The following is a 22902-nucleotide window of genomic DNA, read 5'->3' as shown; positions in this document are numbered from 1 at the left end:
CCTTTCGCGTCTCACTTTTAATGCTCTGCTGTTTATTCTCTGTCACTATTCCCTGTCGATGCTCTCCTCGATATTGGGGATGCTGCATGCCATGTTGGCGCACTCGTCCTCCAGCCTGTCCACATCCAGGTCGCCTGCGAAGATGCGGTCATCCTTGCCAAGAGCCCCCGGGATGATGGAGAAGGTGTTGGAGATGCCGTCCTGGGCGTGGCGGAAGGGGATCTTCGCCACAGAGGCCAGGGACGCCAGGGCGCCGTGGGTATCCCGCCTGTGCATGGGGTTGGCTCCAGGAGCCAGAGGCTCGCCCTGTTTCCTTCCGTCCGGTGTGTTTCCGGTCTTCTTGCCGTACACCACGTTGGAGGTGATAGTCAGGATGGACATGGTGGGGATGGAGTGGCGGTAGGTATGGTGCTTGCGGATCTTGTCCATAAAGGTCCGGACGATCTCCACGGCGATCTCATCCACCCTGTCATCGTTGTTTCCGTATTTGGGGAAATCTCCCTCCACCTGGTAGTCCACCACGAGGCCGTCCTCATCCCGGACAGGCTTCACCTTCGCGTACCTGATTGCGGACAGGGAGTCGGCTACAACAGAAAGGCCGGCGATGCCGGTGGCAAAGTAGCGCTTCACCTCCCTGTCGTGGAGGGCCATCTGGAGCTTCTCGTAGCAGTACTTGTCGTGCATGTAGTGGATGACATTGAGGGTATTGACATAGAGCTCCGCCAGCCACTCCATCATATCGTCAAATTTCTGCATCACATCATCGTACTCCAGGTACTCCGTGTCCACCGGGCGATACCTCGGTCCCACCTGCACCTTCATGCGCTCATCCATGCCGCCGTTGATGGCGTAGAGCAGGCACTTGGCCAGATTGGCCCGGGCGCCGAAGAACTGCATCTCCTTTCCCACCCGCATGGAGGACACGCAGCAGGCGATGGCGTAGTCGTCGCCATGCGTAGCCCTCATCAGGTCGTCGTTCTCGTACTGGATGGAGGAGGTCTTGATGGACATTTTCGCGCAGTACTCCTTGAAGGCCCTGGGAAGTCTTGTGGACCACAGGACAGTCAGGTTGGGCTCCGGCGCTGTCCCTAAGTTGTCCAGGGTGTGGAGGTAGCGGAAGGATGTCCTTGTCACAAGCGGGCGTCCGTCTATGCCCACGCCTCCGATGGACTCTGTCACCCAGGTTGGATCCCCGGAGAAGAGGGAATTGTACTCCGGCGTGCGGGCGAATTTTACAAGCCGCAGCTTCATGATAAAGTGGTCAATGTACTCCTGGGCCTGCTCCTCTGTGATGAGGCCTCTGTCCAGATCCCTCTGGATGTAGATGTCCAGGAAGGTGGAGGTGCGGCCAAGGCTCATGGCGGCGCCGTTCTGCTCCTTGACGGCCGCAAGATAGCCGAAGTAGAGCCACTGGATGGCCTCCTTCGCGTTTCTGGCCGGCCTGCTGATGTCAAAGCCGTAAATGTCTCCCAGCTCCTTTAACTCGCCCAGAGCCCGGATCTGCTCGGCCAGCTCCTCCCGCAGACGGATGTTGTCGCCGGTCATGCGGACAAGGGATGTGGCTAGCTGCTGTTTTTTGTCCTCGATGAGCCAGTCTGTCCCGTAGAGGGCCACCCGGCGGTAGTCTCCGATGATGCGGCCTCTGCCGTAGGCGTCCGGAAGACCGGTGATAATGGCGGATTTTCTGGCAAGGCGCATTTCCGGTGTATACACGTCAAAGACGCCCTGGTTGTGTGTCTTTCTGTATTTGGTAAAGATCTCCACCACCTCCGGGTCCACCTCGTAGCCGTTCTCGCGGCAGGCGTTCTGGGCCATGCGGATGCCGCCGAAGGGCTGCAGGGAGCGCTTGAAAGGCTTGTCCGTCTGAAAGCCCACGATCTGCTCCAGGTCCTTGTCCAGGTAGCCCGGTCCGTGGGAGGTGATGCCGGAGACGATCCGGGTGTCCATGTCAAGGACGCCGCCTGCCTCCCGCTCCTTCGCGGACAGATCCAAGACCTGATCCCAGAGCTTTTTCGTGGCGTCCGTGGGGCCCGCCAGGAAGGACTCGTCTCCCTCGTAGGGTGTGTAGTTGTTCTGAATAAAGTCCCGCACATTTACGGAGGTGCGGTTCCATCTGCCCGGGCGGAAGCCGTCCCAGCTCTCCGCGATCCAATGTTTTTCCATATAGGTTCCTCCTCTGAAATATGTGAATGTAAGATCATAAAATAAATAATTGAACAGCTGTTGTGGCACTATTATATGAGAATGACTATCATTTAGTCAATAGATAGATTGTATTTATTTGTATACAGTATACAAATATGATAAAAATTATACATCTTGCAAATTTAAGAAATTTTTCAACATTTTTTTGATATTTTGGTGTATAGTGTTTGTAGTCAAAATTTCAATGATGTGGAGTGTAGAGAAAATGAAAAGGTTATGGAGAGCTTCGGCGCTCCTGGCCGGCGCGGCCATTGCGCTGGCAGGGTGCAGTCAGACAAGGATCAATGACGGGGAGGAGCAGACCACTACCGTCAACAGAACCGAGGAGAAGGTGGACGAGGAGAAGGTCCGACTTGATGCTCTGGACCCTTCCGCCTACGGCAATGTGGAGGGGCTGAATCTGGAGGCAGGCACGTATCTATCCATTATCGGAAAGGCCTCCGGCGGAGATTTCTGGGACGATGTGAAGGAGGGGGCCCAGAAGGCGGTCTCCGATATCAACGACGCGCTGGGCTACAAGGGGGAGGACCGGGTGCGCATGGTGTACAGCGGCCCCTCCGAGTCGGGGGATGTGGATGAGCAGGTGAACATTCTGGACGAGGAGCTGGCCAGATATCCCCAGGCGGTTGGTATCGCCATCATAGACTCCCAGTCCGGGGACGTGCAGTTTGACCTGGCGGCGGAGAACGGCATATCTGTGGTGACCTACGACTCTCTTAGCAACTATCAGAACGTGATGGCCAAGATCAGCACGGACAACACCGCCGCGGCGGCAGAGGCGGCGGATCACCTGGCGGAAATCCTGGGAGAGAGCGGGGAGATCCTTATATTTGCACACGACTCCCGCTCCGTGACCACCCAGCAGAGAGTGGATGGCTTTACCCAGAAGCTGGCGGCGGATCACCCGGAGATCACAGTGGGAACTACCTACTATCTGGATGAGCTGGAGGATCTGAAGAAGACCATCGCGGACGAGATCAACGCGGGAACCTACGCGAAGGAGGGGCAGGAGGCCGCTCCCATAGAGGACGAGGAGAGCCAGCTCACCGCGGAGGATATTTCCGACGAGGAGGCTATGGATTATATCTTTGAGAAAAACCCCGATGTCACGGCTATCTACGGCACAAGCGGGGAGGCTGTTATGGATGCTGTGGAGAACACTCAGCGGCTGGAGAAGGAGGACGTGAGCATTGTGGGCTTTGACGCCACAAAGGAGGAGGCTCAGGCCCTGGAGGAGGGGCTGGTGGACGGCCTTGTGGCCCAGAACCCCTACGGCATGGGCTATGCCACAGTGGTGGCCTGCTCAAGGGCTATCCTGGAGCTGGGAAATGAGGCGGAGGTGGACTCCGGCTACACCTGGATCACCGCGGACAACATGGAGGACCCGGAAGTGGCGGCCATGCTGTACTAAGTGGGATGGGATTTTCCGCTCAAGAGAGAGTCTTTATCCTGTGCAGGAAAAGAGAATGACTTTGCGTATAAACAGAAAAAGGAGGGCCACATTTCCGAAGAGGATATTCCGGCGGGAGGGGTGAGAGACTGTCATACAGGCTCGAACCCCGGAGCCGGCCTCAAGGGAATGTGGCCCTCCTTTTTCGTGCGTTTTTATAGAAAGCTAATTGCTCTTTTTGGGCAGGGAGAAGATGAACTCCGTCCCCACCCCCTCGGTGCTGATGACGTTGATGTTCTCCCCGTGGGCCTGGATGGCCTCCTTCACGATGGACAGGCCCAGGCCGGTGCCCTTCTTGTCCTTCCCCCTGGAGGCGTCTGTCTTGTAGAAGCGCTCCCAGATCTTGTTCAGGGAGTCCCTGGGGATGCCGATGCCGTAGTCCTTGACAGAGATGTAGACCTTGTCGCCCCGGTCCGTGGTCTCCACCGTGATGCTGGAGTCGGAGTCGCTGAACTTGATGGCATTGTCGATCAGGTTATAGAGGACCTGCTGGATCTTTTTCCGGTCCGCGTACACGTTCAGGTGGCGGGCGGCCAGAATGAGCTCAATGGAAATCTTCCTCTTTGTGCAGATGCCCTCAAAGGTGGCGGCCGTGTTCTTGATGACCTCGTGTATGTCGAAAACCTCCTTGTTCAGGAGAATGTCCTTTGTGTCAAACTCGTTCAGCGTCAGCAGATCCTGGGTCAGGTCCGTCAGCCGCTCTGTCTCAAAGAGGATGATGTTCAGGTATTTCTGCTGCATTTCCGGAGGGATGGTCCCGTCTGCCATGGCCTCCACATAGCCCTTGATGGAGGTGAGAGGGGAGCGGAAATCGTGGGATACATTTGCCACGAACTTTTTCTGGTAGTCCTCCATGTCCCGCAGCTGCGCGGACATATAGTTCAGGGAGGCGGACAGATACCCCATCTCGTCCTGGGTGGTCACCGGGATCTCGTACTCCAGGTTGCCGGAGGCGTACTGGGTGGCAGCCTCCGTTATTTTGCGCAGAGGCCGGTACACGAGAAACTGGAAGGCCAGCAGCACGATGAAGGAGAGAAGATAAATGATGATCACCGTGGCGTAGACAGAGCGCATCAGGGTGTCCCTGAAATCCGTCAGGTCAGAGACCTCCTTGTGGATCAGCAGGTAGCCCTTTGTGGAAAAGCCCTGGATCACCGGGGCGCTGACTGTGAGTACATCCTCCTCAAAATAGCCGTGGTAGTTTCCCTCCTGGTATGTGGCGCTGCCGCTGGCGGCGGGATCAAAGCCCCGGATCTGGGCCGGGGCGGCGGGGTAGCTGTCAGGGCGGGAGGAGACCAGCACATTGCCCTCCCGGTCCACCAGCCAGACGGCGGCCTTTGCGTAGGCGGAAATGCCGTTCAGCTGCATCTTTACGTCAGAGCCTGTGAGCAGATCGCTGAAGTACCCCGGCAGGTAGTCGTTGGCCATGGCAGTGGCCTGGGCGTAGAGCCGGTCCGCCTCCGAGGACTTGAGGCCGCTGTAGGTCAGCCCCGAGGCCAGGGTGGCGGCGGTGAAAAGGCTCAGGAACCCGAGAATGATGTAGACGATGATAAATTTCAGATACAGCGTGCTGTTCAGAGGAAGATTATTCTTTTTTGCTTTTTTTCGTCTGAAAAACATTCGTTTACCTCGAACACTATTTTACCTCGAATTTATAGCCGATGCCCCACACGGTGGCAAGAGACCAGGACGGATGGTCCTTGATCTTCTCCCGGAGTCGTTTGATGTGCACGTCCACAGTCCGGGTGTCGCCGATGTACTCATAGCCCCAGATCTGGTCCAGAAGCTGTTCCCTTGTGAAGACCTGGTTCGGGGAGGAGGCCAGGAAATAGAGGAGCTCCAGCTCCTTTGGAGGCATATCCACATTTTTTCCGTCCAGGAGGACAGAGTAGTTGGTGAGATTGATGACAATGCCCGGATACTCCACACATTTTCCCCGCTCCTCCTTCGGAGTTTCCTGGCGGGCCGGCTGGTAGCGCCGAAGGACGGCCCTCACTCTGGCCACCATCTCCTTGGAGTCAAAGGGCTTCATGATGTAGTCGTCCGCCCCCAGCTCCAGTCCCAGCACCTTGTCAAACACCTCCCCCTTGGCGGAGAGCATGATGATGGGGGTCTGGGAGCGGCTGCGGATCTCCCGGCACACCTGGTACCCGTCGATGCCGGGCAGCATCAGATCCAGAAGGATCAGGCTGGGATGGTACAGGTCAAATGCCTTCAGAGCCTCCTCCCCGTCGTGGACGATCATGGTGTCAAAGCACTCCTTTGTCAGGTACAGGGAGATCAGCTCCGCAATATTTTCATCGTCATCTACGATCAGTATTTTCTGTTTGTTTACCATAAATATCCTCCCTCTTAAGATGATGTCGGTCTCTATTTGAATTCCACGATGGTGACGCCCGCATCGCCCTCGCCGAAGGCGGCCAGGTGGAAATCCTTCACGTGCTTCTGCCTGCGCAGATATTTGTGGATGCCGCTGCGCAGGGCGCCGGTGCCCTTGCCGTGCACGATGCGCACCTGGTTTATGTGGGCCAGGTAGGCGTCGTCCAGATATTTATCCAGCTCCGCCACGGCCTCGTCCACAGTCTTCCCGAGGAGGTTGATCTCCGGGCTGACGGACAGGGATTTGCCCATCTTCATCTTGCCCTGTGAGGTGCGCCGCAGGTTTTTCGCCGCTGAGTACACGGGCTGCTCCTCAATGATCTCCAGGTCGGAGATGTTGACCTGGGAGTTGAGGATCCCCATCTGCACGTTCACATTTCCCTTCGCGTCAGGCAGGGAGGTGACGGTGCCGTTCAGGTTCAGGCTCAGCACACGGACAGACTCGCCCAGCTTGAAATCGCCGGGCTTATGCTGCTTCCTGGGCTTTGCGGCCGCCAGCTTTTTGCCGGAGCCGGTGGAGGCGATCTTCTTGCGAAGCCGCTCCCTTTCCTTCTCCATCTCCGCGGCGGAGATGTTCTCCTTGCCGAATTTGCGGAAATTTTTCATGGTCTCGTCGGCCATCTCCTTGGCCTCCTCCAGGATGGACCGGGCCTTGTCGTTTGCCTCCTCCAGGATGCGGTCCCTCTGGGCGTCCAGCTTCTCCTGACGGGCGGCGGTCTCGTTCTTCAGCTTCTCCAGCTCCCGGCGGTAGGCGCTGATCTCCTCCTTCTCCCTGTCGATGGTGCGGCGGCTCTGCTCCAGGTTCGTCAGCAGGTCCTCAAAGGACTCCTCCTGCTCGGAGAGCTGCTTTTTCGCCTCGTCGATGATGTAGTCCGGCAGCCCCAGCCTGCTGGAGATGGCAAAGGCGTTGCTCTTGCCGGGGATGCCGATGAGGAGCCGGTAGGTGGGCCGCAGGGTGGCCACGTCGAACTCGCAGCAGGCATTTTCCACTCCCTCTGTGGAGAGAGCGAACACCTTCAGCTCGCTGTAGTGGGTGGTGGCCATGGTGCGGATGCCCTGCCTGTGGAGATGCTCCAGGATGGCGATGGCCAGGGCGGCGCCCTCAGTGGGATCCGTGCCGGCTCCCAGCTCGTCGAAGAGCACCAGGCTGTCCGGGGTGATATGCTTCAAAAAGGACACGATGTTTGTCATGTGGGAGGAGAAGGTGCTGAGGCTCTGCTCAATGCTCTGCTCGTCCCCGATGTCCGCGAACACATTGGTAAATACGCCCAGCTCGGAGCGGTCCAGGGCCGGGATGTGGAGGCCTGCCTGGCCCATCAGGGTGAAAAGCCCCACGGTTTTCAGGGAGACTGTCTTTCCTCCTGTGTTGGGGCCTGTGATGATGAGCAGGTCAAAATCCTCCCCCAGCGTGAGGGAGATGGGCACCACGGACTTCGGGTCCAGAAGGGGATGGCGTCCCTGGCGGATCCGGATCCTCCGCTCGCTGTTAAAGAGGGGGCGGCTGGCGTTCATGGAGAGAGCCAGGGCTCCCCGCGCGAAGATGAAGTCCAGCTCTGTCATGGCCTTGTAGTCCGCCCGGATAGCGTCCACGTGCTGAGCAGTCTCATTGCTTAAGTCCGCCAGGATGACCTGGATCTCCTCCTGCTCTTTTCCGTAGAGCTCTTTCAGGTCATTGTTCAGCTTGACGATGGACATGGGCTCGATGAACAGGGTGGAGCCGGTGGAGGACTGGTCGTGGATCATGCCCGGCACCTGGCTTCTGTACTCGGCCTTCACAGGGATGCAGTACCGGTCCCCCCTCATGGTGATGAGGGCGTCCTGCAGATAGCTGCGCAGAGGGCCGTTCACAAGGGAGGTCAGGGTGGAGTGTATCTTATCACCGGCCAGACTGATCTGGCGGCGGATGTGCTTCAGCCCCGGGCTGGCCTCGTCGCTGATCTCCTCCTCGCTGATGATGCAGCGGTCAATCTCGCCCGCCAGATTGGTGAGGGGCTCGATCTGGTCAAAGTAGACGTCCAGGCAGTCGGCGGCCTCGTCCACTGTCTCGTGGCGGCCGTAGGACTTTGCCCTGCCGGCGGCTTTCAGGACCTTGCAGATGCGAAGGAGCTCTCCGGCCCCCAGGGTTCCGCCGATCTCCAGGCGCTTCAGGGAGTCGCTCACCGGATCGCAGCCGGAGAAGGACAGGCGGCCCTTCTTCACGATCCTTGTGAAGGCGGCCTGGGTCTGCTCCTGGGCGGTCTCTATTTTATTGATGTCCGTGTATGGCTTCAGGGAGCGGCAGGACCGCACGCCTCCCGGGCAGGTCGCCTGGGCGGTGAGAAGGTCCACCACTTTGTCAAATTCCAGTTTTGTCAGTGTCTTATGATTCATGATAGGTTCACCTGTATTCCATGTTTTTTGTCAGATTTTGTCGCACTTTGCCGTGTCCTGTCGGTATATCCCTGCGCAGCAGGGTGAAGCGAGTTCCTCGCTTCAGATTGCGCTTTTGCGCAATCATTATACCGCATTTACAGGGGAAAGGAAAGGATAATTATTGAACATTGCGGGGGGATATTGTATACTAAAACAAGGATTGCACAAGGAGAAGATGGTCATGGAATATCATGAAAATCCTGAGGAGAGCAGAGAGGAAAACGAAGAGGAAAAGAAAGAAGAATTTTCCTTTATGCAGGAAACCATCAAGGATGAGAACGTAGGATACAGGAAGATCCGAAACATGGTCTTGAGATATGCGGGCCTTGGTCTGATATTCGGACTTGCGGCCTGCCTGGGATTTTATGCCCTCAGGCCATGGGCGGAGGACCGGTTTTCCAGCAATCCCAGGAAAATCACCATCCCGGAGGAGGAAGAGGAGGAGACCCAGGAAGGAGAGGAAGGACAGACAGAAGAGACCTCCCCTGTTCTCACAGTGGATGATTACGAGGAACTGAACCAGGCTCTTGTGACTGTGGCGGGCACGGTGAACAGGAGCATGGCGGAGATATCTGTCCAGGTTTCCCAGCCGGAAGGGCAGGACCAGGCGCTTGTGGACGAGGACAGCGTGGCGGGCGTCATCTTTGAGGACAACGGCGTGGAGCTCCTGGTGGCGGCCAAAGGTCTGGCCGTGCCTGAGGGAGGCTCTCTGCAGGCCCGGCTTGTGGACGGCAATTCCTACAGCGTCAGTGTGAAGAGGCAGGATACCAACCTTGGCATTGCGGTCTACGCCATTGCGAAAAACACCCTGTCGGAAAATGCCTGGAACCAGATCCAGACAGTGGCTCTGGGCAGCTCCGGGAGCGTCTCAAAGGGAGATCCTGTCATTGCCATCGGCAGCCCCTTCGGGTATTATGGAGGCATGGGCATTGGCGTTGTCTCCTCCACCAGGGAGACGGTCAGCCGGGCGGACGGAGACTACAGCCTGCTGTGCACGGACATTGGCGGCAGCACAAGCGGCACCGGGATCCTGCTCAACACGGACGGTCAGATCATCGGCCTGATCGACCAGGAGCGCTTCTATGGGGACGGGGAGTCCGGGCCTGTGGCGGCCTACGGCATCTCTGACCTGAAGGACGCCCTGGAATTTCTGTCCAACGGGCAGGCGGTGCCCTACATCGGCATACAGGGGGTCACAGTGACAGAGGAGCTGACAGACAGCCAGGGCATTCCTGCCGGCGTTTACGTGCAGGAGGTCAGCGCCGACTCGCCGGCCATGGCGGCGGGCATCCAGAGCGGCGATGTGATCACCGAGGTGGACGGCACTTCAGTGACCACTCTGTCCGGCTACAACAACGCCCTGATGCAGCAGGAGACAGGCAATGAGATACGGGTCCGGGGGCAGCGCCAGGGAACCGGCGGCTATGTGGACATCACTTTCCGGGTGACTGTGGGAAGTAAAGAGTAAGAAAACGCAAAAGACGCAAACCTTAAAAGACGCAAGACAATTAGAAAATTATCAGAAAGAGGCATTTTATATGAGATATATCAACACTCTCTGCGAGGGAGAGACCATCAGGAACATTTACCTGTGCAAGGGCAAACGTTCCGCTGAGACAAGAAACGGCAAACCATACGACAACCTGATCCTCCAGGACAAGACAGGAACACTGGACGGAAAGGTGTGGGATCCCAACTCCAGCGGCATCGCGGACTATGAGGAGATGGATTTCATCGAGGTGTACGGTGAGGTCATCAGCTACAACAACGCGCTGCAGCTGAATATCAAGCAGATCCGCAGGGCCTACGAGGACGAGTACAACCCGGCGGACTACATGCCTTCCACGGAGAAGGATCCGGAGGCCATGTACCAGGAGCTCTTATCCTACGGCCGCCAGGTGAAAAATCCGTACCTCCGGAAGATCATAGAGTACTACTTTGAAAATGACCCGGATTTCATCAAGAAATTCAAGAACCACTCTGCGGCCAAGACGGTCCACCACGGCTTTGCCGGCGGCCTTCTGGAGCACACCCTCAGCGTGGTGAAGTTCTGCGAGTACATGGTGGGAGCCTACCCCATCCTGAACAGGGATCTTCTCTACACCGCGGCCATGTGCCATGACATCGGGAAGATCAAAGAGCTGTCTCCCTTCCCGGCAAACGACTACACAGACGACGGCCAGCTTCTGGGCCACATCGTCATCGGCGTGGAGATGATCAGCGACGCCATCCGCACCATCCCGGATTTCCCGGAGGTGCTGGCGAGCGAGCTGAAGCACTGCGTCATCGCCCACCACGGCGAGCTGGAGTACGGCTCCCCGAAGAAGCCGGCCCTGGCCGAGGCCATGGCCCTCAACTTCGCGGACTGCACAGACGCCAAGATGCAGACGCTGACCGAGATCTTCAAGGATAAGCAGGGCAGCAGGGAATGGCTGGGATATAACCGGCTCTTCGAGACAAACCTGCGCCGGACGGAGATGTAAATAGTATTAAATGTATTTGGGGACGTAACAAAGTTTAAAAGTGTTACGTCCCAAATTCATATAACTGGTGCGTAAAAGTGACACAAAGGGGAATATTTATGCAGAAAAATGATTTGGTGACAGTGCGGATAGAGGACATGGGCACTGGTGGAGAGGGCATCGGAAAGGTAGACGGATGCGCTCTTTTTATTAAGGATGCAATCATCGGGGACCTGGTGGAAGCAAAGATCATGAAGATGAAGAAAAACTATGGGTATGCAAGATTAATGAATATTCTTGCGCCCTCACCTGCCCGTCAAAATGCAAGGTGCAAGGAGGCCAGAAGATGCGGCGGCTGCCAGATCCAGGAGATGGATTACAGGCAGCAGCTTGCCTTTAAAAAGGGCAAGGTGGAGAACAACCTTCTGCGGCTCGGCGCAGTGCCAAAAGAGGTGCTGGACGCCGCCATGGAGGGGATCATCGGAATGGACGAGCCCTTCCGTTACCGCAATAAAGCCCAGTATCCCATTGGCAGAGACAGAGAAGGCCATCTGACGGCAGGCTTCTATGCCGGACGGACCCATCAGATCATCCCCCTGCCGGACATGGACTGCGCTCTGGGGGCAGAGGAAAATCAGCCTATCCTGCAGGAGATTCTGGCCTTTATGGGGGAATACCACGTGCAGCCCTACGACGAGGAGTCCCACGCCGGGCTGGTGCGCCATGTGCTGATCCGCAAGGGCTTTGCCACCGGAGAGCTGATGGTCTGTCTAGTCATCAACGGAGACGCCCTTCCCCACAGCGATGTGCTGGCAGAGCGGCTGTCCTCCATCCAGGGCATGACGAGCATCACCTGCAGCGTCAACAGGGAGAAGACAAATGTGATCATGGGAAAGGACATAAAAACCATCTGGGGGCAGGACTATATCACAGACTACATCGGCGATGTGAAATTCCACATTTCTCCCCTCTCCTTTTATCAGGTGAACCCGGTGCAGACGGAGCGGCTCTACGGCACGGCCCTGGAGTTCGCCGGCCTGACGGGAAAGGAGACGGTGTGGGATCTGTACTGCGGCATCGGCACCATCTCCCTCTTCCTCGCCCGGAGGGCAGGATGCGTCTGCGGGGTGGAGATCGTCCCCCAGGCCATCCGGGATGCCAAAAACAACGCCGCTATCAACGACATTTCCAACGCCCGGTTTTATGTGGGAAAGGCGGAGGAGGTGCTGCCTGGCATGTACGAAAAAGAGGGGGTGCAGGCGGATGTGATCGTGGTGGACCCGCCCCGGAAGGGCTGCGAGCAGATCGTGCTGGAGACCATGGTGAAGATGCAGCCGGATCGGATCGTGTACGTCAGCTGCGACCCCGCCACCCTGGCCCGGGACGTGAAGTACCTGCGGGGGAACGGGTATGAGCTGGACAGGGTGAAGGCGGTGGATATGTTCCCGCATACGGTGCATGTGGAGACGGTCTGTTTGATGTCAAGGGTGGAAGGTAAATAGCCGTGAAAGCCCTGTAATACTGCGGTTTTCGCGTAATCGGACATATTTGATATATTTGGCGTTGGGCAGACAAAACGCTTCTCGGTAACTTATCAAGGCATGATCCGAATCAAAAAGTGTGAGAGTTGAGTTGCCACGATAGATGTCATTATGTTGAGTTGCAGAGTTAGATGTCGGGGAGTTGTGGCTGTGAGATAGATGTCAGAGGAGGAGTTGGATGGATTTTACTACAGATATATTTTCATTAGATAAGCCGTCATCGGTAACATTTAACTTAGTTGGAACAAGGCTGCCAAACAATCACGATTTGTTTTCTCGTTCTAAACAAAAAGAGCTTGTCGAACAATACTCAGCGGCTCGTATATTTTTGAGAGAGACTGAAACCGATGATTGGAAACACTGGTTTAATCCAGTTGAGGATGATGTAACTGATAAAGCCTTTAAGTTGATTTTTAGGTCACATTTTTATGAGACTGCATTGTTTTATTATAATGCTATCGTAGATATGTCTTGGACACTATGCTATGTGTCGGCAGAATTTGCCTGTAGCCAACAGGGAAAAAGAGTAGATTTATCCGGAATAAGACCTATTGATGAGGCAGCAACATTACTTAGAAGTACTGAACGAAACGTGACATCACCTACCGCTGAGAATAATCCCTTTGAGTACCTGAAAATGATGTGCCCTGAATTTATTCCCGCCTTCGACCAGATTATTGATTTTTGGAATGATTTTTCTGATTCAGAAATAAGGAAACGTTATAATTTTTGTAAGCACAAAGGAAGACCAGCATATCAGGAAATTGAAGAGTTATCTTCTGGGCGAGTGATGGGCTTTTATGTTCAAAATAAAGACACGGGAGAGAAGATACAGATGGCGTCAGATATTAGTGATGTCAGGTATTCTTTTTCACTGGAGGATGCAATTGTGCAATTGGTGGATTTTGATGACAATAAGCTCTTTCCATACATCAGAAAGTTGATAGATACACTTGAAGATATACTGAAGCCATCGCCGATGATTTAAACATGAAAGAGCAAGTCGCCTATCTGGTTTATTACCATTAAGGAGACTTGCTCTTTTTATGCTCCGATGTCGATTGTGATACCGGACTTGAACTCCACGGTGAAGTGGTCGGCGAAAACGGTAATCTTCTCAATGAGCTTTTTAACCAGAGCCTCATCAAACTCTGTAATATCGGTTTCCTGCCCGGCGATGAAGTTCTGCAGTTCCTTAATCCGGTTCATGGCTTCTTCTTGGTGATGGCTGTCGAGCTCGGACTTTTCTTTCTGGTCGCGGAGCCGGAAAATTTCGTCAGCGATGGCATCGTAGTCTTGTTTGTTATCTGCTTTCTTGATGAGCTCTTTTTGCAGTTCTTCAAGCCTTGCCTGAATGCCGTCTGGAGAGAGGGTGTCAGCACCCACTACGGCCTTGGCGATATTCTGCTGTAAAGTTTTAAGGAAAAAGTCTCGCTCGGTGAGGATTTGGTTGATGGCCTTGACCGTGATTTCCTGTAGTAGGAGCTCGTTTACCGTTCGATTGGTACAGCTCTTTTCGGCGGAGATAGGCTCCAATCGACTGATGCAGCGCCAGACGATGGACTTGCAGCCGTGGTTATTCCAGTGAACGCGCCGGTAAAGCTCACCGCAGTCTCCGCATAAAACCATCTGTGCAAAACAGTGATTGCAGGAGAAGCTGCGTTTCTTGCCTGTCGGGCTTACGTGAACTGTCCGGCGACGTACAAGCTCCGACTGCACCTGCATGAAGAGCTCCTTTGGAATGATTGCTTCGTGGTCGTCCTCGACATAGTATTGAGGAACGGTGCCGTTGTTTTTGATCCGCTTCTTTGTTAGAAAGTCGGTGGTATAAGTCTTTTGAAGAAGCGCATCGCCCATATACTTCTCGTTGCGGAGAATTTTGTTGATGGTGCTGGTGTGCCATTTTGTCTTGCCTGCGCCAGTGAGAATACCGTCGGCCATAAGCCCATCGGCAATCTTATTCATGCTGGAGCCTTCGAGATATTCTCGGTAGATGCGCTTTACGATTTCTGCCTGCTCTGGATCGATGATCAGGTGCCCGTTGTCATCCTTGGTGTATCCGAGGAAGCGATTGTGGTTGATCTGCACCTTGCCTTGCTGGTAGCGGTATTGAAGTCCCAGCTTGATGTTCTGACTCATGGACTGGCTTTCCTGCTGGGCAAGGCTCGCCATGATCGTGATCAATACCTCGCCCTTAGAGTCCATCGTGTTAATGGCTTCCTTTTCAAAATAGACAGGTATGTTCTTTTCTTTCAGCTGCCGGATGTATTGGAGGCAGTCGAGCGTGTTTCGGGCAAATCGGCTGATGGACTTGGTGATGACCATGTCGATATTGCCTGCCATACATTCATCGATCATTCGGTTGAATTCGTTCCGCTTTTTTGTGTTGGTGCCGGAGATACCGTCATCTGCAAAGATACCTGCCAGTTCCCATTCCGGATTCTTTTGAATATATTCTGTGTAGTGCGTGACCTGAGCCTCATAGCTTGTTTCCTGTTCTTCAGAATCTGTGCTGACGCGGCAGTAGGCTGCAACACGGAGCTTTTTCTGAGCGGATTGTTTTACTGTATTTCCGACCTGCCGTCTGGCCGGAATCACCATAACATTTCCCATTAGCTTACCTCGCTTTCTATGAGGCTGTAGAGGTATTCTGCCTGCAGCCTTGAATCTTCATAGTGTTGCGCTGCCGTTGCCATGCGAAAGTTTGTAGGAGGCGCTGCAGGCTTTGTGTTCTTTTTCTTGTTCAGCCTGCCAAGTTTTCCGGCGCGTTCCAGACGCATGGCAGCAGCTTTATCGAAGGTTTCCTGATCGATGATGGCCGGGTAAAAATCATCTCCGAGGTAGTGCCTGTTTTCCATTAGGCGCTTTGCAGTGCCGTGATAGGTTTCGATGCCAGCAGCGGAAGCAGCCTTGGTTAGTGCCATCCCGGAGAGGTAATTTTCATAGAGCTTTCGTATTTTATCGGCTTCATCCTTGTTAATCGTGGCGCCGCCGTTTTCAATGCTGTAGCCGTAGGGTATATGTCCCATATCTTCACATCCTTTCCCGAAGTGTCAGACCGCATTTCAATTCAAAGCACACTTCACTTCTGGAGCGTACAATGATGCGGTTCACATATTCTTGAAACAGGTCATCATCGAATTCCTGGAGCATTCCACCTTTTCCCGTAAAGCGCAGGAGTGCTGCGGCTTCGTCAATTTTTGTGACATCTCCGGAAACTGCGTTTTTTAAGGCGTTGATCTCATCTCGGAAACTGTCCGCCTGCGAAAGCAGCTCGTTTGTTTCTTTATTGAAAAGGATCGGGTCGATGATGCCCTGTGTCATAAGCTTTGTCAGCGTCTCGCGCTTTTCTGTGTTATGAGCTAATAAGGTCTGTATTTCCTGAATGCGCCGAAGCGAGTCATCAGAAGATGTGTTTTTCAATGCGTCTACATATGGCTTTAGGATGATCCGGTGCGCGTAGACCAGCTTGTTCATCATGGTGATGAAAGCCTGCTTCAGATCATCGTCTTTTATAAAAAGCATATGGCATTTATCCTTATCCTTGATATGGGTATTGCAGCACCATGCAGCGTATTTATATCCGGTGCAGTGGTGAATTCGGCGCTTAAAGGTATTGCCACACTCGCCGCAGATGATTTTCCCGGAGAAAGTGTAGCGATTCTGATACTTATCACTTCCTTTGACGACACCTTTTTCGGTTGCCCGCTGATGAATAAAAGTTTGAGCGGCTTCAAAGTCCTCCCGGCTGATGATTGCCTCGTGATGATCTTTGACTAGATACTGCGTCTGCTCGCCGTGGTTGTTGTGCCGAACAAAGCGTGAATCCGAGTACGTTTTCTGAAAAAAGCAGTCGCCGACATACTTTTCATTGGAAAGCATCCCGCGAATGGTCGTGGCCGTCCAGTGCCCGTTTCGCTTGGTAGGAATGCCACGCTGGTTCAGATCGTCCGCGATGGCGTGGGTACCTTTGCCGGAGAGCAATGCCGCGAAGATTTCTTTCACAACAGCCGCCTGTTCTGCATTAATGACCATCTGCTCACCATCCCAATCGTAGCCGTAGGGCGGGTAGCTGACTTTATAGGTGCCGTTCTCGAAGCGTTTCTGGATTGACCATTTGCTATTTGCCGATATAGAAACAGACTCGCTTTCAGCCATGCTGGAGAGAATTGCCAGAAAAAGCTCGCTCTCCATTGAGCCGGTGTTGATATTTTCTTTCTCGAAATAGATGGGAATGCGCAGTGCAAGCAGCTTCCTTACCAGCTCTAAGCAGTCCGTTGTGTTCCTGCTAAATCGACTGATGGATTTTGTGATAACAAAGTCTACTTTACCGGACTTGCAGTCCTCAATGAGGCGTAACAGCTCCGGACGTTTGTCCTTCTTAGTGCCGGTAATACCTTCGTCGTAATAGAGTCCTGCGAACTCCCAGTCATCACGAGATGTGATGTAATTTTCATAGTGGGTTTTCTGTGCCTCAAGGCTTTCAAGCTGGGCATCAGAATCCGTAGAGACGCGGCAGTAGGCGGCTACCCGGATTTTCTTGAGTTTAACTTTCGCGCTTGCTGTTTCAGCGATTTTCGTTATCTTTTTCAAGGGAAGTTCCTCCTTTCTGTACGCCTATACATCACTCTAAAACGGCTACATATCAAGGGATTTTTGGCATTATTTCCGCGAACAAGGGAGAGAAAGTTTCGCGATTGATAGCGTTTAATTTGTTGAATTCAGTCATAGAAATGAGGCCGTTATCGAGCATCTTTTTTGCAATTGCCTGCGCTCTGCAGTAGTCCAGATCGCCCTGAATCCGCTCCTGCGTGAAATATCCAGATTGAACATTTGTGGTTTTGTCTGTCATAACATATCCACCTCCAGTTTCCACTGGAGATGAACTGTCGCTTTGAGCGGAATAAAATAAAAAAGAGGCCTACAGACTCTCCAAAGAGAAATCTGCAGGCCAGTTTGTTCCTGTTCTTACAATAATTCGTTTACTCTTTTCTGTATCGCCGCATAGTCATATCCTGCGGCTGTCAGCCTTTGCTTTCTTTCCGCGCCATTGCCTCAATCGCCGCGAATGACTTCTTTGGCGAGCGTGTCAATGGACTTAGTATTAGAGGAAGATACAGCTGACCCGGATGCGGTCGCAATGAAAGCGTCAAATCCGGCCGCTTTGACCTTTTTCATCATTGCTTCAGCGTTGGCCTTGACACTGTATGCGCCGACCTGTACTTTGTAAAGGCTGCCGCTTTGTACCATATAGGTGTCAAAACCTTTTGCCTTGAGCTTTTTCTCCATTGCGTCCGCATTCGCTTTCTTGGAAAAAGCGCCTGTCTGCACACGGTACAGCGTACCGGTGTTTGCGGAAGTGTTCCCGCTAAGCTTTGCCGTTACCTTGGAGGCCAGATCCCCAAGACGGGAAAACAGCCAATCTCCCGGACAGGACTTGTTGGCGAACCAGCGATGGACGGTCAATACCATTTCATCGGATTTTGGAGAATAATTCAGCGTTTTGTTTTTATCCCCCAGCCAGAGAAGTTTCTTCTTCCCATTCCGCTTGCAGATGTCCGTACACAGCTTCACAAGGGAATTGTAAACGGCAGTGGTCATTGCGTAGGGATGATTTAAGTCGCTGGCGCACTCGATGGTGACAGCCCTCTGATCGTTGGCGCTGCTGGAAGAACACCAAGAGCGGTTCTTCTCCTCCACGCAAAGGGCGATCTTCCCATCCTTTCCGATGCCATAATTGCAGCTGGCCTCTCTAGACGGACTGGTAAAGCATCCGCAGATGCTCTCCGCCGTCAGCTGGCCGACCACACAGTGGGGCGTAATCCGGTCAATGGAATGCGTCCTCTGCCCGGAGTGGTTGGGGCTGAGTTTTGTGTAAGATACAAGGGGACTGTTTGTGTAAGCCATTATTCATTACCTTCCTTTCCGTTTTCTGCTCTGTCATGGAGCTGTTCTAATACCGTTCTGATCTTTTCCGGGATCGGCAGCCCCAGATGTCCTGCATTCTCCAACAGGCTCACGCCTTCATTGGAGATGTAGAAAAAGATCACCGCTGTCCGCAATACCGCCCCGGTTCCGATTACCTGCACATCGATGATGTTTGCAATCCCGACAAGCAGGAAGATCAGCACTTTGCGGAAGATCCCTTTGAAGCCGACTGCGCTGGATAACTCCCGGCTGATGATGGCGCACATCACACCCGTGATGTAGTCGATCACAACGAAGGCAATGAGGGCATAAAGCAAACCGTCACAGCCTCCAAGGAAATATCCCAGCCAGCCGCCAAGTGCCGTAAAAATAAGCTGAATCATGCTCCAGAATTCTTTCATAACGAAATCCCTCGCTTTCTGAAAATGAAAAAGACGCCCACATGAGCGCCGATTAGTAGTCTTTATATAAAGTGTCTTAGTACACAATCCTGCCGGAAAAGATTTGTGCAGTTTATGACACAGATTTAGGTTGCTATTCCTGCCGGACAGAGTGATAGATACAATTACAAAAATCGCAGGAAGGAGGTCAAAAATGTTTACTGCGAAGGAACTAAACACTATCGATACTGGGTATTTTTCCATCATCGCATCCGGCGGCTGCACCGTAACGCTCCAGTCAAAAAACACCGGACACTGCTGGCACATCCTGCTGCAGGAGTACCCTCATTTCAGAAGCTATATGATCTATCACACCCATCACAGGGGAACACTCTACCACGAGCATGGCCACGGAGCCACGCTTTCCGGCTGCCTCAGCCAGATCCGAAACCACGATATCTACTGGCTTTCCAGGAAAAGCCGTTGCAAACACTATAAGGAGGTACGCTCATGAAGCAGAAAAACATCAAGGTCGCATACACCAGCCGCAGCTGCGGTAACTCTTACACGCAGGTACCGAAGATCCAGATGGAGGGGAAGTGGCTGGAAGAACTTGGCTTTTCCATCGGCAGCACCATCGTGGTGGAGTACGATGATGGCTCCATCCGCATCCGGCAGATGACAGAAGAGGAGCTGGCTGACCGCCGGAAAGCCGAACTGGAAAAAGAACTTGCAGCTAAGTCCGCAGCCATCCGAAGGCTCCGGAGAGACATTCACGAGGATTCCCGGAGATTTTCCCGTGTGGCTGAACCTGCTCTTGGCTACAGTACCCCATCTAAAAAACCTGCCAGATAATCCCCGGACTTACTCCTCCGTCAGCGTGTAGGTAATCTTCATGGTCTTATCCACGGTTTTTACCACCGCTGAAGAGAGGTTATTGATGGACGCCAGGTACGGCGTCAGAAGGTATGCCGTCCGGTACTCTTTTCCGTAGCTGCCTCCCCAGCCGATCAGGAAGTTTTTATACTGGAACAGGGGAGTGGCGGCATCATTGAGCCGTGCGCTCCCCTGAGTATGTATCACCGTGTCATCTGCCGTGACCTGAAAATCCCCGCCGATGATCAGGTCGCCGACCAATGTCATATATAGCTCACAGGTTCCCGTTTCGCAGAGCGGCTTCCATTTGGACGTGAAGCCGAACTCGATCAGAGTCACATCCGTGGAGTTTGCAAGGTTGATCTTGTAGATCCCTTTCTCGTCATAGGCCGGGACATAAAGATAGCCGTCCCTGACGCAGCACTTTACCACGCGCTCCGGATAGGAACCAAGCTCCCTGCTCCCCACGTCCATCAGCTTTGCATTGGAGAGCGTCCACTGGCCTTCCGTGAAGGAATAGTCCGATTTGGAGATCCTGATCCAAAGCATCACGGCATCCCCCGAAGAGTTTTCCTCATTGGAAAAACCGTACCAGTACCCGTCCTGACCATCCATGAACTCTCCATGCTTTGTATAACTTCCCAGGAATTCAAAGGTCTCCGGCGTCAGCACCTCATCCTCCAACACGGTATAGGTGGAATCATCCAGACGTTCGTTCAGCCCGATGGAAAAGACCGGAATCCGCAGCTTCCGTATCCGGACACTGTCATTTTCGTAAGTGATGGAGTAGAGCAGGCTGTTCTCAAAATCCATCTCCACAGCTTCAAAAAGGACCATCTTGTTGGCATCCGGGATCGACCCGATATCCGCAGCTTTTAACTGCAGGAAGGTGCTGGCATCCCCCACAAGGCTCCCATAGGCATTCTCACCGCCGAAGGAACTGGTGAGCGCTAACGCCGCAATAGTGCCGTTCCCCTGGCTGGGCGTAAACTCCCAGACAAACTTATAACCATTCGCAATAGGCATGCTCTCCGTCAGGTTCAGGCTTCCCCTCGCTGTGTTTGCCGTGGAATTCACATCGTTGGACGCATATGCCACCGGGAGGTTATCGGACAGCTCATAGATATGTCCCGTATCTTCTTCCAGGGCCTTGGAGAACAGCAGGATGCCGCCGATCATGTTGGGACAGATGGGCAGAAGGCTCCCATTCCACAAAACTGCCGCATCGTATTCCCCGGTGGCGGCATAAAAGATCCCCATCGGGTTCAGGCCAAGGATATTGTTTACTGCTTCCGTGATCATATTCTCTTCTGTGACGGTTTCCACATCCCCTGTTGCCTCATCCGTCAGTTCAATCGTCATAATGCCTTTCAAAACCATAATCATAATCCTCCTGTTGCTTAAGCAAGTGTGACCGGCCGGCAGAATGCGCCGATTCCAGTCCTTCCCGTCATAGTATCCGCGTAGCTTTTCTGTACCAGCTCCATAATTCCCACATCTACCGCTTCCGTAAGGCCTGTTGCCTGAAGGCCGCCGCTGACAGAAAATAGTGCCGCCGTCTCCTCAATGTCAATCCTGCCGTCCCAGGCTGCCGCAGCCGCCATCGCCTGGCCGCTGATAGAAGCGATGCAGTCTCCGATGCCAACTGTCCCGGAACCGTCCTTCATGCGAAGATACACGTTAAAGGTATTCGTTATGTTCGGTACAACGTTCTCAATCGGATAATACAAAGACAGGATGTGCTTCCCACTGTGCCAGGTCTCCACCGGATGATGGAGCAGGATCTCCGCGTTGTTCAGTTCAAAAGTCACATAACAGACCGCCTTCCCGTCCTCCGCCCAGGTCACCGGCAGGCTCACATCCACGGAAACCTCAGTGTTTCCAGAAGGAGCTTCTTCCGCAGCGTCTGTGGAAGTATCTGCATCTTCTTCCGTGCCGCTATCCGCCAAAGCCTCCGGGAACGGCACTACGATAGTCCCGGCGGCATTTGCACTCCGTTCCACCGGATCAGCCTCCGCATCTACGATGACCTGCCCGAAGAACTGCGCATGGTTTTCTTCTTTGGAAGCAAACTCAATGCTGATGATCCGCACATTTGTCTTCGCAATGGTATAAGCGGAGGCATTGGTAAATGTATGGATGCCGATCTTCCCGGCTTCGATCTGGTTTAAGAGGCCGGAGATGTTCTTGTCATTCTTTGATTTTGCCTGGGAAAGCCTTGGATTCTTCCCCACGCATTTCAGGCTCTGCCTGCCGCCGACCTTGACTGTAAAAGATGTCACGCAGGTGATCTGCCGGCTGTCTGCCTGCCCGCCGGAGAAGGTCAGCACATCCCCCAGGTCAAGTGCCGGGTTCCCGATAGTATCCGAATCGAAGGGCACATAATTGACCGCTGATAAGGATGTCAGGATATTTCTGCATAACTCCGCCCTTGTCTCTTCCAGTCCGAACTGCAGGAGCGGATTTACCCCCAGATTCATGGTCAGCCCATCATCCTCCTCCAGGGCATAATACTCAGCCGTCTGCGTCTGTTGGTTCGTGGAACTGACCGCCGTATACCTCGTAACAAAGTCGGAGAAGCTGCTGGAGAACCTGTGTTTTTGTAAAATCTCCATCACAGGTGTATTCCTGTACTGCCGAAACTCCAGCTTCCCATCCCGGTTGACGCAGAAGAAACCGCCCAGGATCTGCGCCGTAAAATACAGCACATCCCGGTAAGTTTCAATATCATTCTCCGGGTAGATGGAGAGCAGTTCCGATCCGTTGGGAAGCGCTTCGATCTCTGCCTGGCTCTGCGCCAGTTCCACCCCGCAGGCTGTGCTGCACAGCACCATCATGCCATATGCCGTCCCGATGGTCTCAAAGCCATTGAAATCCCTGTCAAAGCGCAGCATATAGTCGTAAGCTTTCAGTTCCAGCACATGGGCTGTCCGGTTTGCCTCGCTTACTTCAAAGATCCCCATTGGGACAGCTTCGTAAGTCCCGTCTGCCAGCCGCAGGTGATAGGTCAGTTCTGCCTTTGCACCCTCAAGCGTATAGCGGTCGATATCCAGGAACAGGCTGATCCCCATCTCAGCCGCATACACTGATCCAAGCTCGATTTCCGAGTTGCCGCAGCACTGTGCTGTGATATAGCCGCTTCCTTTGACGATATCCTCCTGATCAAAGGGATACTCCGCTCCGGCTGCAGTTGTTATCTTGCCCGTCCAGTAATACTTCCGGGTGTTCCCCTGCACCGCCTGCAGGAATGCCTCACTCACCGGATACAT

At 53.7% G+C, this 22902-nt stretch carries 20 protein-coding genes; 7 read left to right on the top strand and 13 right to left on the bottom strand.

Going from position 1 to position 22902, the window contains the following annotated elements; genetic code table 11:
* Positions 1-45: 45 nt before the first annotated feature.
* Complete coding sequence (gene pflB / locus H7U36_RS06605; protein ID WP_205155874.1) at positions 46-2163, bottom strand: formate C-acetyltransferase; 2118 nt, start codon at positions 2161-2163, stop codon at positions 46-48.
* Positions 2164-2410: 247 nt separating this feature from the next.
* Between pflB and H7U36_RS06600 the strand changes: the two genes are divergently transcribed.
* Complete coding sequence (locus H7U36_RS06600) at positions 2411-3616, top strand: substrate-binding domain-containing protein (protein ID WP_191428999.1); 1206 nt, start codon at positions 2411-2413, stop codon at positions 3614-3616.
* A 204-nt stretch (positions 3617-3820) separates the two neighbouring features.
* Here the strand turns inward: H7U36_RS06600 and H7U36_RS06595 are convergent, their stop codons facing one another.
* Genes H7U36_RS06595 through H7U36_RS06585 form a run of 3 tightly spaced genes read right to left on the bottom strand, consistent with a single transcriptional unit; the run spans position 3821 to position 8404 of the window.
* Positions 3821-5233, bottom strand: coding sequence for a sensor histidine kinase (locus H7U36_RS06595; RefSeq protein ID WP_205155929.1), 1413 nt, complete (start codon positions 5231-5233; stop codon positions 3821-3823).
* 58 nt (positions 5234-5291) lie between these two features.
* Entirely contained in the window at positions 5292-5993 is a 702-nt protein-coding gene (locus tag H7U36_RS06590; RefSeq protein ID WP_033126231.1) for a response regulator, read from the bottom strand.
* A 32-nt stretch (positions 5994-6025) separates the two neighbouring features.
* Positions 6026-8404 carry an endonuclease MutS2 gene (locus H7U36_RS06585; RefSeq protein ID WP_191428998.1) on the bottom strand — a complete coding sequence of 793 codons (2379 nt, stop codon included), beginning with the start codon at positions 8402-8404 and terminating at the stop codon, positions 6026-6028.
* Between the two features lie 223 nt (positions 8405-8627).
* Here H7U36_RS06585 and H7U36_RS06580 point away from each other — a divergent pair, with 223 nt between their 5' ends.
* The 4 genes from H7U36_RS06580 to H7U36_RS06565 all read left to right on the top strand — a co-directional run bounded on the left by H7U36_RS06580 (position 8628) and on the right by H7U36_RS06565 (position 13437).
* Positions 8628-9914 (top strand): S1C family serine protease, encoded by a 1287-nt coding sequence (locus tag H7U36_RS06580; protein ID WP_205155873.1) that lies wholly within the window; start codon positions 8628-8630, stop codon positions 9912-9914.
* Positions 9915-9984: 70 nt separating this feature from the next.
* Positions 9985-10929 (top strand): 3'-5' exoribonuclease YhaM family protein, encoded by a 945-nt coding sequence (locus H7U36_RS06575; RefSeq protein ID WP_138303348.1) that lies wholly within the window; start codon positions 9985-9987, stop codon positions 10927-10929.
* Positions 10930-11027: 98 nt separating this feature from the next.
* Entirely contained in the window at positions 11028-12410 is a 1383-nt protein-coding gene (gene rlmD / locus H7U36_RS06570) for a 23S rRNA (uracil(1939)-C(5))-methyltransferase RlmD (RefSeq protein WP_205155872.1), read from the top strand.
* Positions 12411-12627: 217 nt separating this feature from the next.
* Positions 12628-13437 carry a hypothetical protein gene (locus tag H7U36_RS06565; protein ID WP_205155871.1) on the top strand — a complete coding sequence of 270 codons (810 nt, stop codon included), beginning with the start codon at positions 12628-12630 and terminating at the stop codon, positions 13435-13437.
* 56 nt (positions 13438-13493) lie between these two features.
* Here H7U36_RS06565 and H7U36_RS06560 read toward each other — a convergent pair whose 3' ends face one another.
* The 7 genes from H7U36_RS06560 to H7U36_RS06535 all read right to left on the bottom strand — a co-directional run bounded on the left by H7U36_RS06560 (position 13494) and on the right by H7U36_RS06535 (position 18778).
* The gene (locus tag H7U36_RS06560) at positions 13494-15062 is read right to left on the bottom strand and encodes a recombinase family protein (RefSeq protein WP_205155870.1); all 1569 of its coding nucleotides are present in this window, start codon (positions 15060-15062) and stop codon (positions 13494-13496) included.
* A complete protein-coding gene (locus H7U36_RS06555; protein ID WP_205155869.1) occupies positions 15062-15478 on the bottom strand; it encodes an integrase in 417 nt (138 codons plus the stop codon). The genes H7U36_RS06560 and H7U36_RS06555 overlap by 1 nt, the downstream gene beginning before the upstream one ends.
* Positions 15479-15482: 4 nt before the next feature.
* The gene (locus H7U36_RS06550; protein WP_205155868.1) at positions 15483-17042 is read right to left on the bottom strand and encodes a recombinase family protein; all 1560 of its coding nucleotides are present in this window, start codon (positions 17040-17042) and stop codon (positions 15483-15485) included.
* A 52-nt stretch (positions 17043-17094) separates the two neighbouring features.
* Positions 17095-17301 carry an SHOCT domain-containing protein gene (locus H7U36_RS06545; RefSeq protein ID WP_205155867.1) on the bottom strand — a complete coding sequence of 69 codons (207 nt, stop codon included), beginning with the start codon at positions 17299-17301 and terminating at the stop codon, positions 17095-17097.
* 116 nt (positions 17302-17417) lie between these two features.
* Complete coding sequence (locus tag H7U36_RS15500; RefSeq protein ID WP_243426718.1) at positions 17418-17477, bottom strand: hypothetical protein; 60 nt, start codon at positions 17475-17477, stop codon at positions 17418-17420.
* Between the two features lie 27 nt (positions 17478-17504).
* Positions 17505-18356 (bottom strand): SPOR domain-containing protein, encoded by an 852-nt coding sequence (locus H7U36_RS06540; protein ID WP_243426710.1) that lies wholly within the window; start codon positions 18354-18356, stop codon positions 17505-17507.
* Positions 18356-18778, bottom strand: a complete 423-nt coding sequence (locus H7U36_RS06535) for a phage holin family protein (protein ID WP_205155866.1) — start codon at positions 18776-18778, stop codon at positions 18356-18358. Before H7U36_RS06535 ends, H7U36_RS06540 begins: the two co-directional genes overlap by 1 nt.
* Positions 18779-18971: 193 nt before the next feature.
* Between H7U36_RS06535 and H7U36_RS06530 the strand changes: the two genes are divergently transcribed.
* Together H7U36_RS06530 and H7U36_RS06525 are read left to right on the top strand one after the other, a co-directional pair.
* Positions 18972-19271, top strand: coding sequence for a hypothetical protein (locus H7U36_RS06530; protein WP_205155865.1), 300 nt, complete (start codon positions 18972-18974; stop codon positions 19269-19271).
* Entirely contained in the window at positions 19268-19612 is a 345-nt protein-coding gene (locus H7U36_RS06525; protein ID WP_205155864.1) for a SymE family type I addiction module toxin, read from the top strand. Before H7U36_RS06530 ends, H7U36_RS06525 begins: the two co-directional genes overlap by 4 nt.
* A 9-nt stretch (positions 19613-19621) precedes the next feature.
* Here H7U36_RS06525 and H7U36_RS06520 read toward each other — a convergent pair whose 3' ends face one another.
* Positions 19622-21013, bottom strand: coding sequence for a hypothetical protein (locus tag H7U36_RS06520; protein ID WP_205155863.1), 1392 nt, complete (start codon positions 21011-21013; stop codon positions 19622-19624).
* Between the two features lie 20 nt (positions 21014-21033).
* Complete coding sequence (locus H7U36_RS06515; protein WP_205155862.1) at positions 21034-22902, bottom strand: hypothetical protein; 1869 nt, start codon at positions 22900-22902, stop codon at positions 21034-21036.

The sequence above is a fragment of the Faecalicatena fissicatena genome, from assembly GCF_016900595.1.
Lineage (GTDB): Bacteria > Bacillota > Clostridia > Lachnospirales > Lachnospiraceae > Claveliimonas > Claveliimonas intestinigallinarum.
The sequence above is the reverse complement of the archived record's forward strand: the minus strand, read 5'-3'. Positions and strand labels throughout refer to the sequence as shown.

Bases quoted from the DNA above. Each gene is read 5' to 3' on its own strand.
- pflB (WP_205155874.1), bottom strand. From the start codon at position 2,163: ATGGAAAAACATTGGATCGCGGAGAGCTGGGACGGCTTCCGCCCGGGC.
- H7U36_RS06600 (WP_191428999.1), top strand. From the start codon at position 2,411: ATGAAAAGGTTATGGAGAGCTTCGGCGCTCCTGGCCGGCGCGGCCATT.
- H7U36_RS06590 (WP_033126231.1), bottom strand. From the start codon at position 5,993: ATGGTAAACAAACAGAAAATACTGATCGTAGATGACGATGAAAATATT.
- H7U36_RS06585 (WP_191428998.1), bottom strand. From the start codon at position 8,404: ATGAATCATAAGACACTGACAAAACTGGAATTTGACAAAGTGGTGGAC.
- H7U36_RS06580 (WP_205155873.1), top strand. From the start codon at position 8,628: ATGGAATATCATGAAAATCCTGAGGAGAGCAGAGAGGAAAACGAAGAG.
- H7U36_RS06575 (WP_138303348.1), top strand. From the start codon at position 9,985: ATGAGATATATCAACACTCTCTGCGAGGGAGAGACCATCAGGAACATT.
- rlmD (WP_205155872.1), top strand. From the start codon at position 11,028: ATGCAGAAAAATGATTTGGTGACAGTGCGGATAGAGGACATGGGCACT.
- H7U36_RS06565 (WP_205155871.1), top strand. From the start codon at position 12,628: ATGGATTTTACTACAGATATATTTTCATTAGATAAGCCGTCATCGGTA.
- H7U36_RS06560 (WP_205155870.1), bottom strand. From the start codon at position 15,062: ATGGGAAATGTTATGGTGATTCCGGCCAGACGGCAGGTCGGAAATACA.
- H7U36_RS06555 (WP_205155869.1), bottom strand. From the start codon at position 15,478: ATGGGACATATACCCTACGGCTACAGCATTGAAAACGGCGGCGCCACG.
- H7U36_RS06545 (WP_205155867.1), bottom strand. From the start codon at position 17,301: ATGACAGACAAAACCACAAATGTTCAATCTGGATATTTCACGCAGGAG.
- H7U36_RS06540 (WP_243426710.1), bottom strand. From the start codon at position 18,356: ATGGCTTACACAAACAGTCCCCTTGTATCTTACACAAAACTCAGCCCC.
- H7U36_RS06535 (WP_205155866.1), bottom strand. From the start codon at position 18,778: ATGAAAGAATTCTGGAGCATGATTCAGCTTATTTTTACGGCACTTGGC.
- H7U36_RS06530 (WP_205155865.1), top strand. From the start codon at position 18,972: ATGTTTACTGCGAAGGAACTAAACACTATCGATACTGGGTATTTTTCC.
- H7U36_RS06525 (WP_205155864.1), top strand. From the start codon at position 19,268: ATGAAGCAGAAAAACATCAAGGTCGCATACACCAGCCGCAGCTGCGGT.
- H7U36_RS06520 (WP_205155863.1), bottom strand. From the start codon at position 21,013: ATGGTTTTGAAAGGCATTATGACGATTGAACTGACGGATGAGGCAACA.
- H7U36_RS06515 (WP_205155862.1), bottom strand. From the start codon at position 22,902: ATGTATCCGGTGAGTGAGGCATTCCTGCAGGCGGTGCAGGGGAACACC.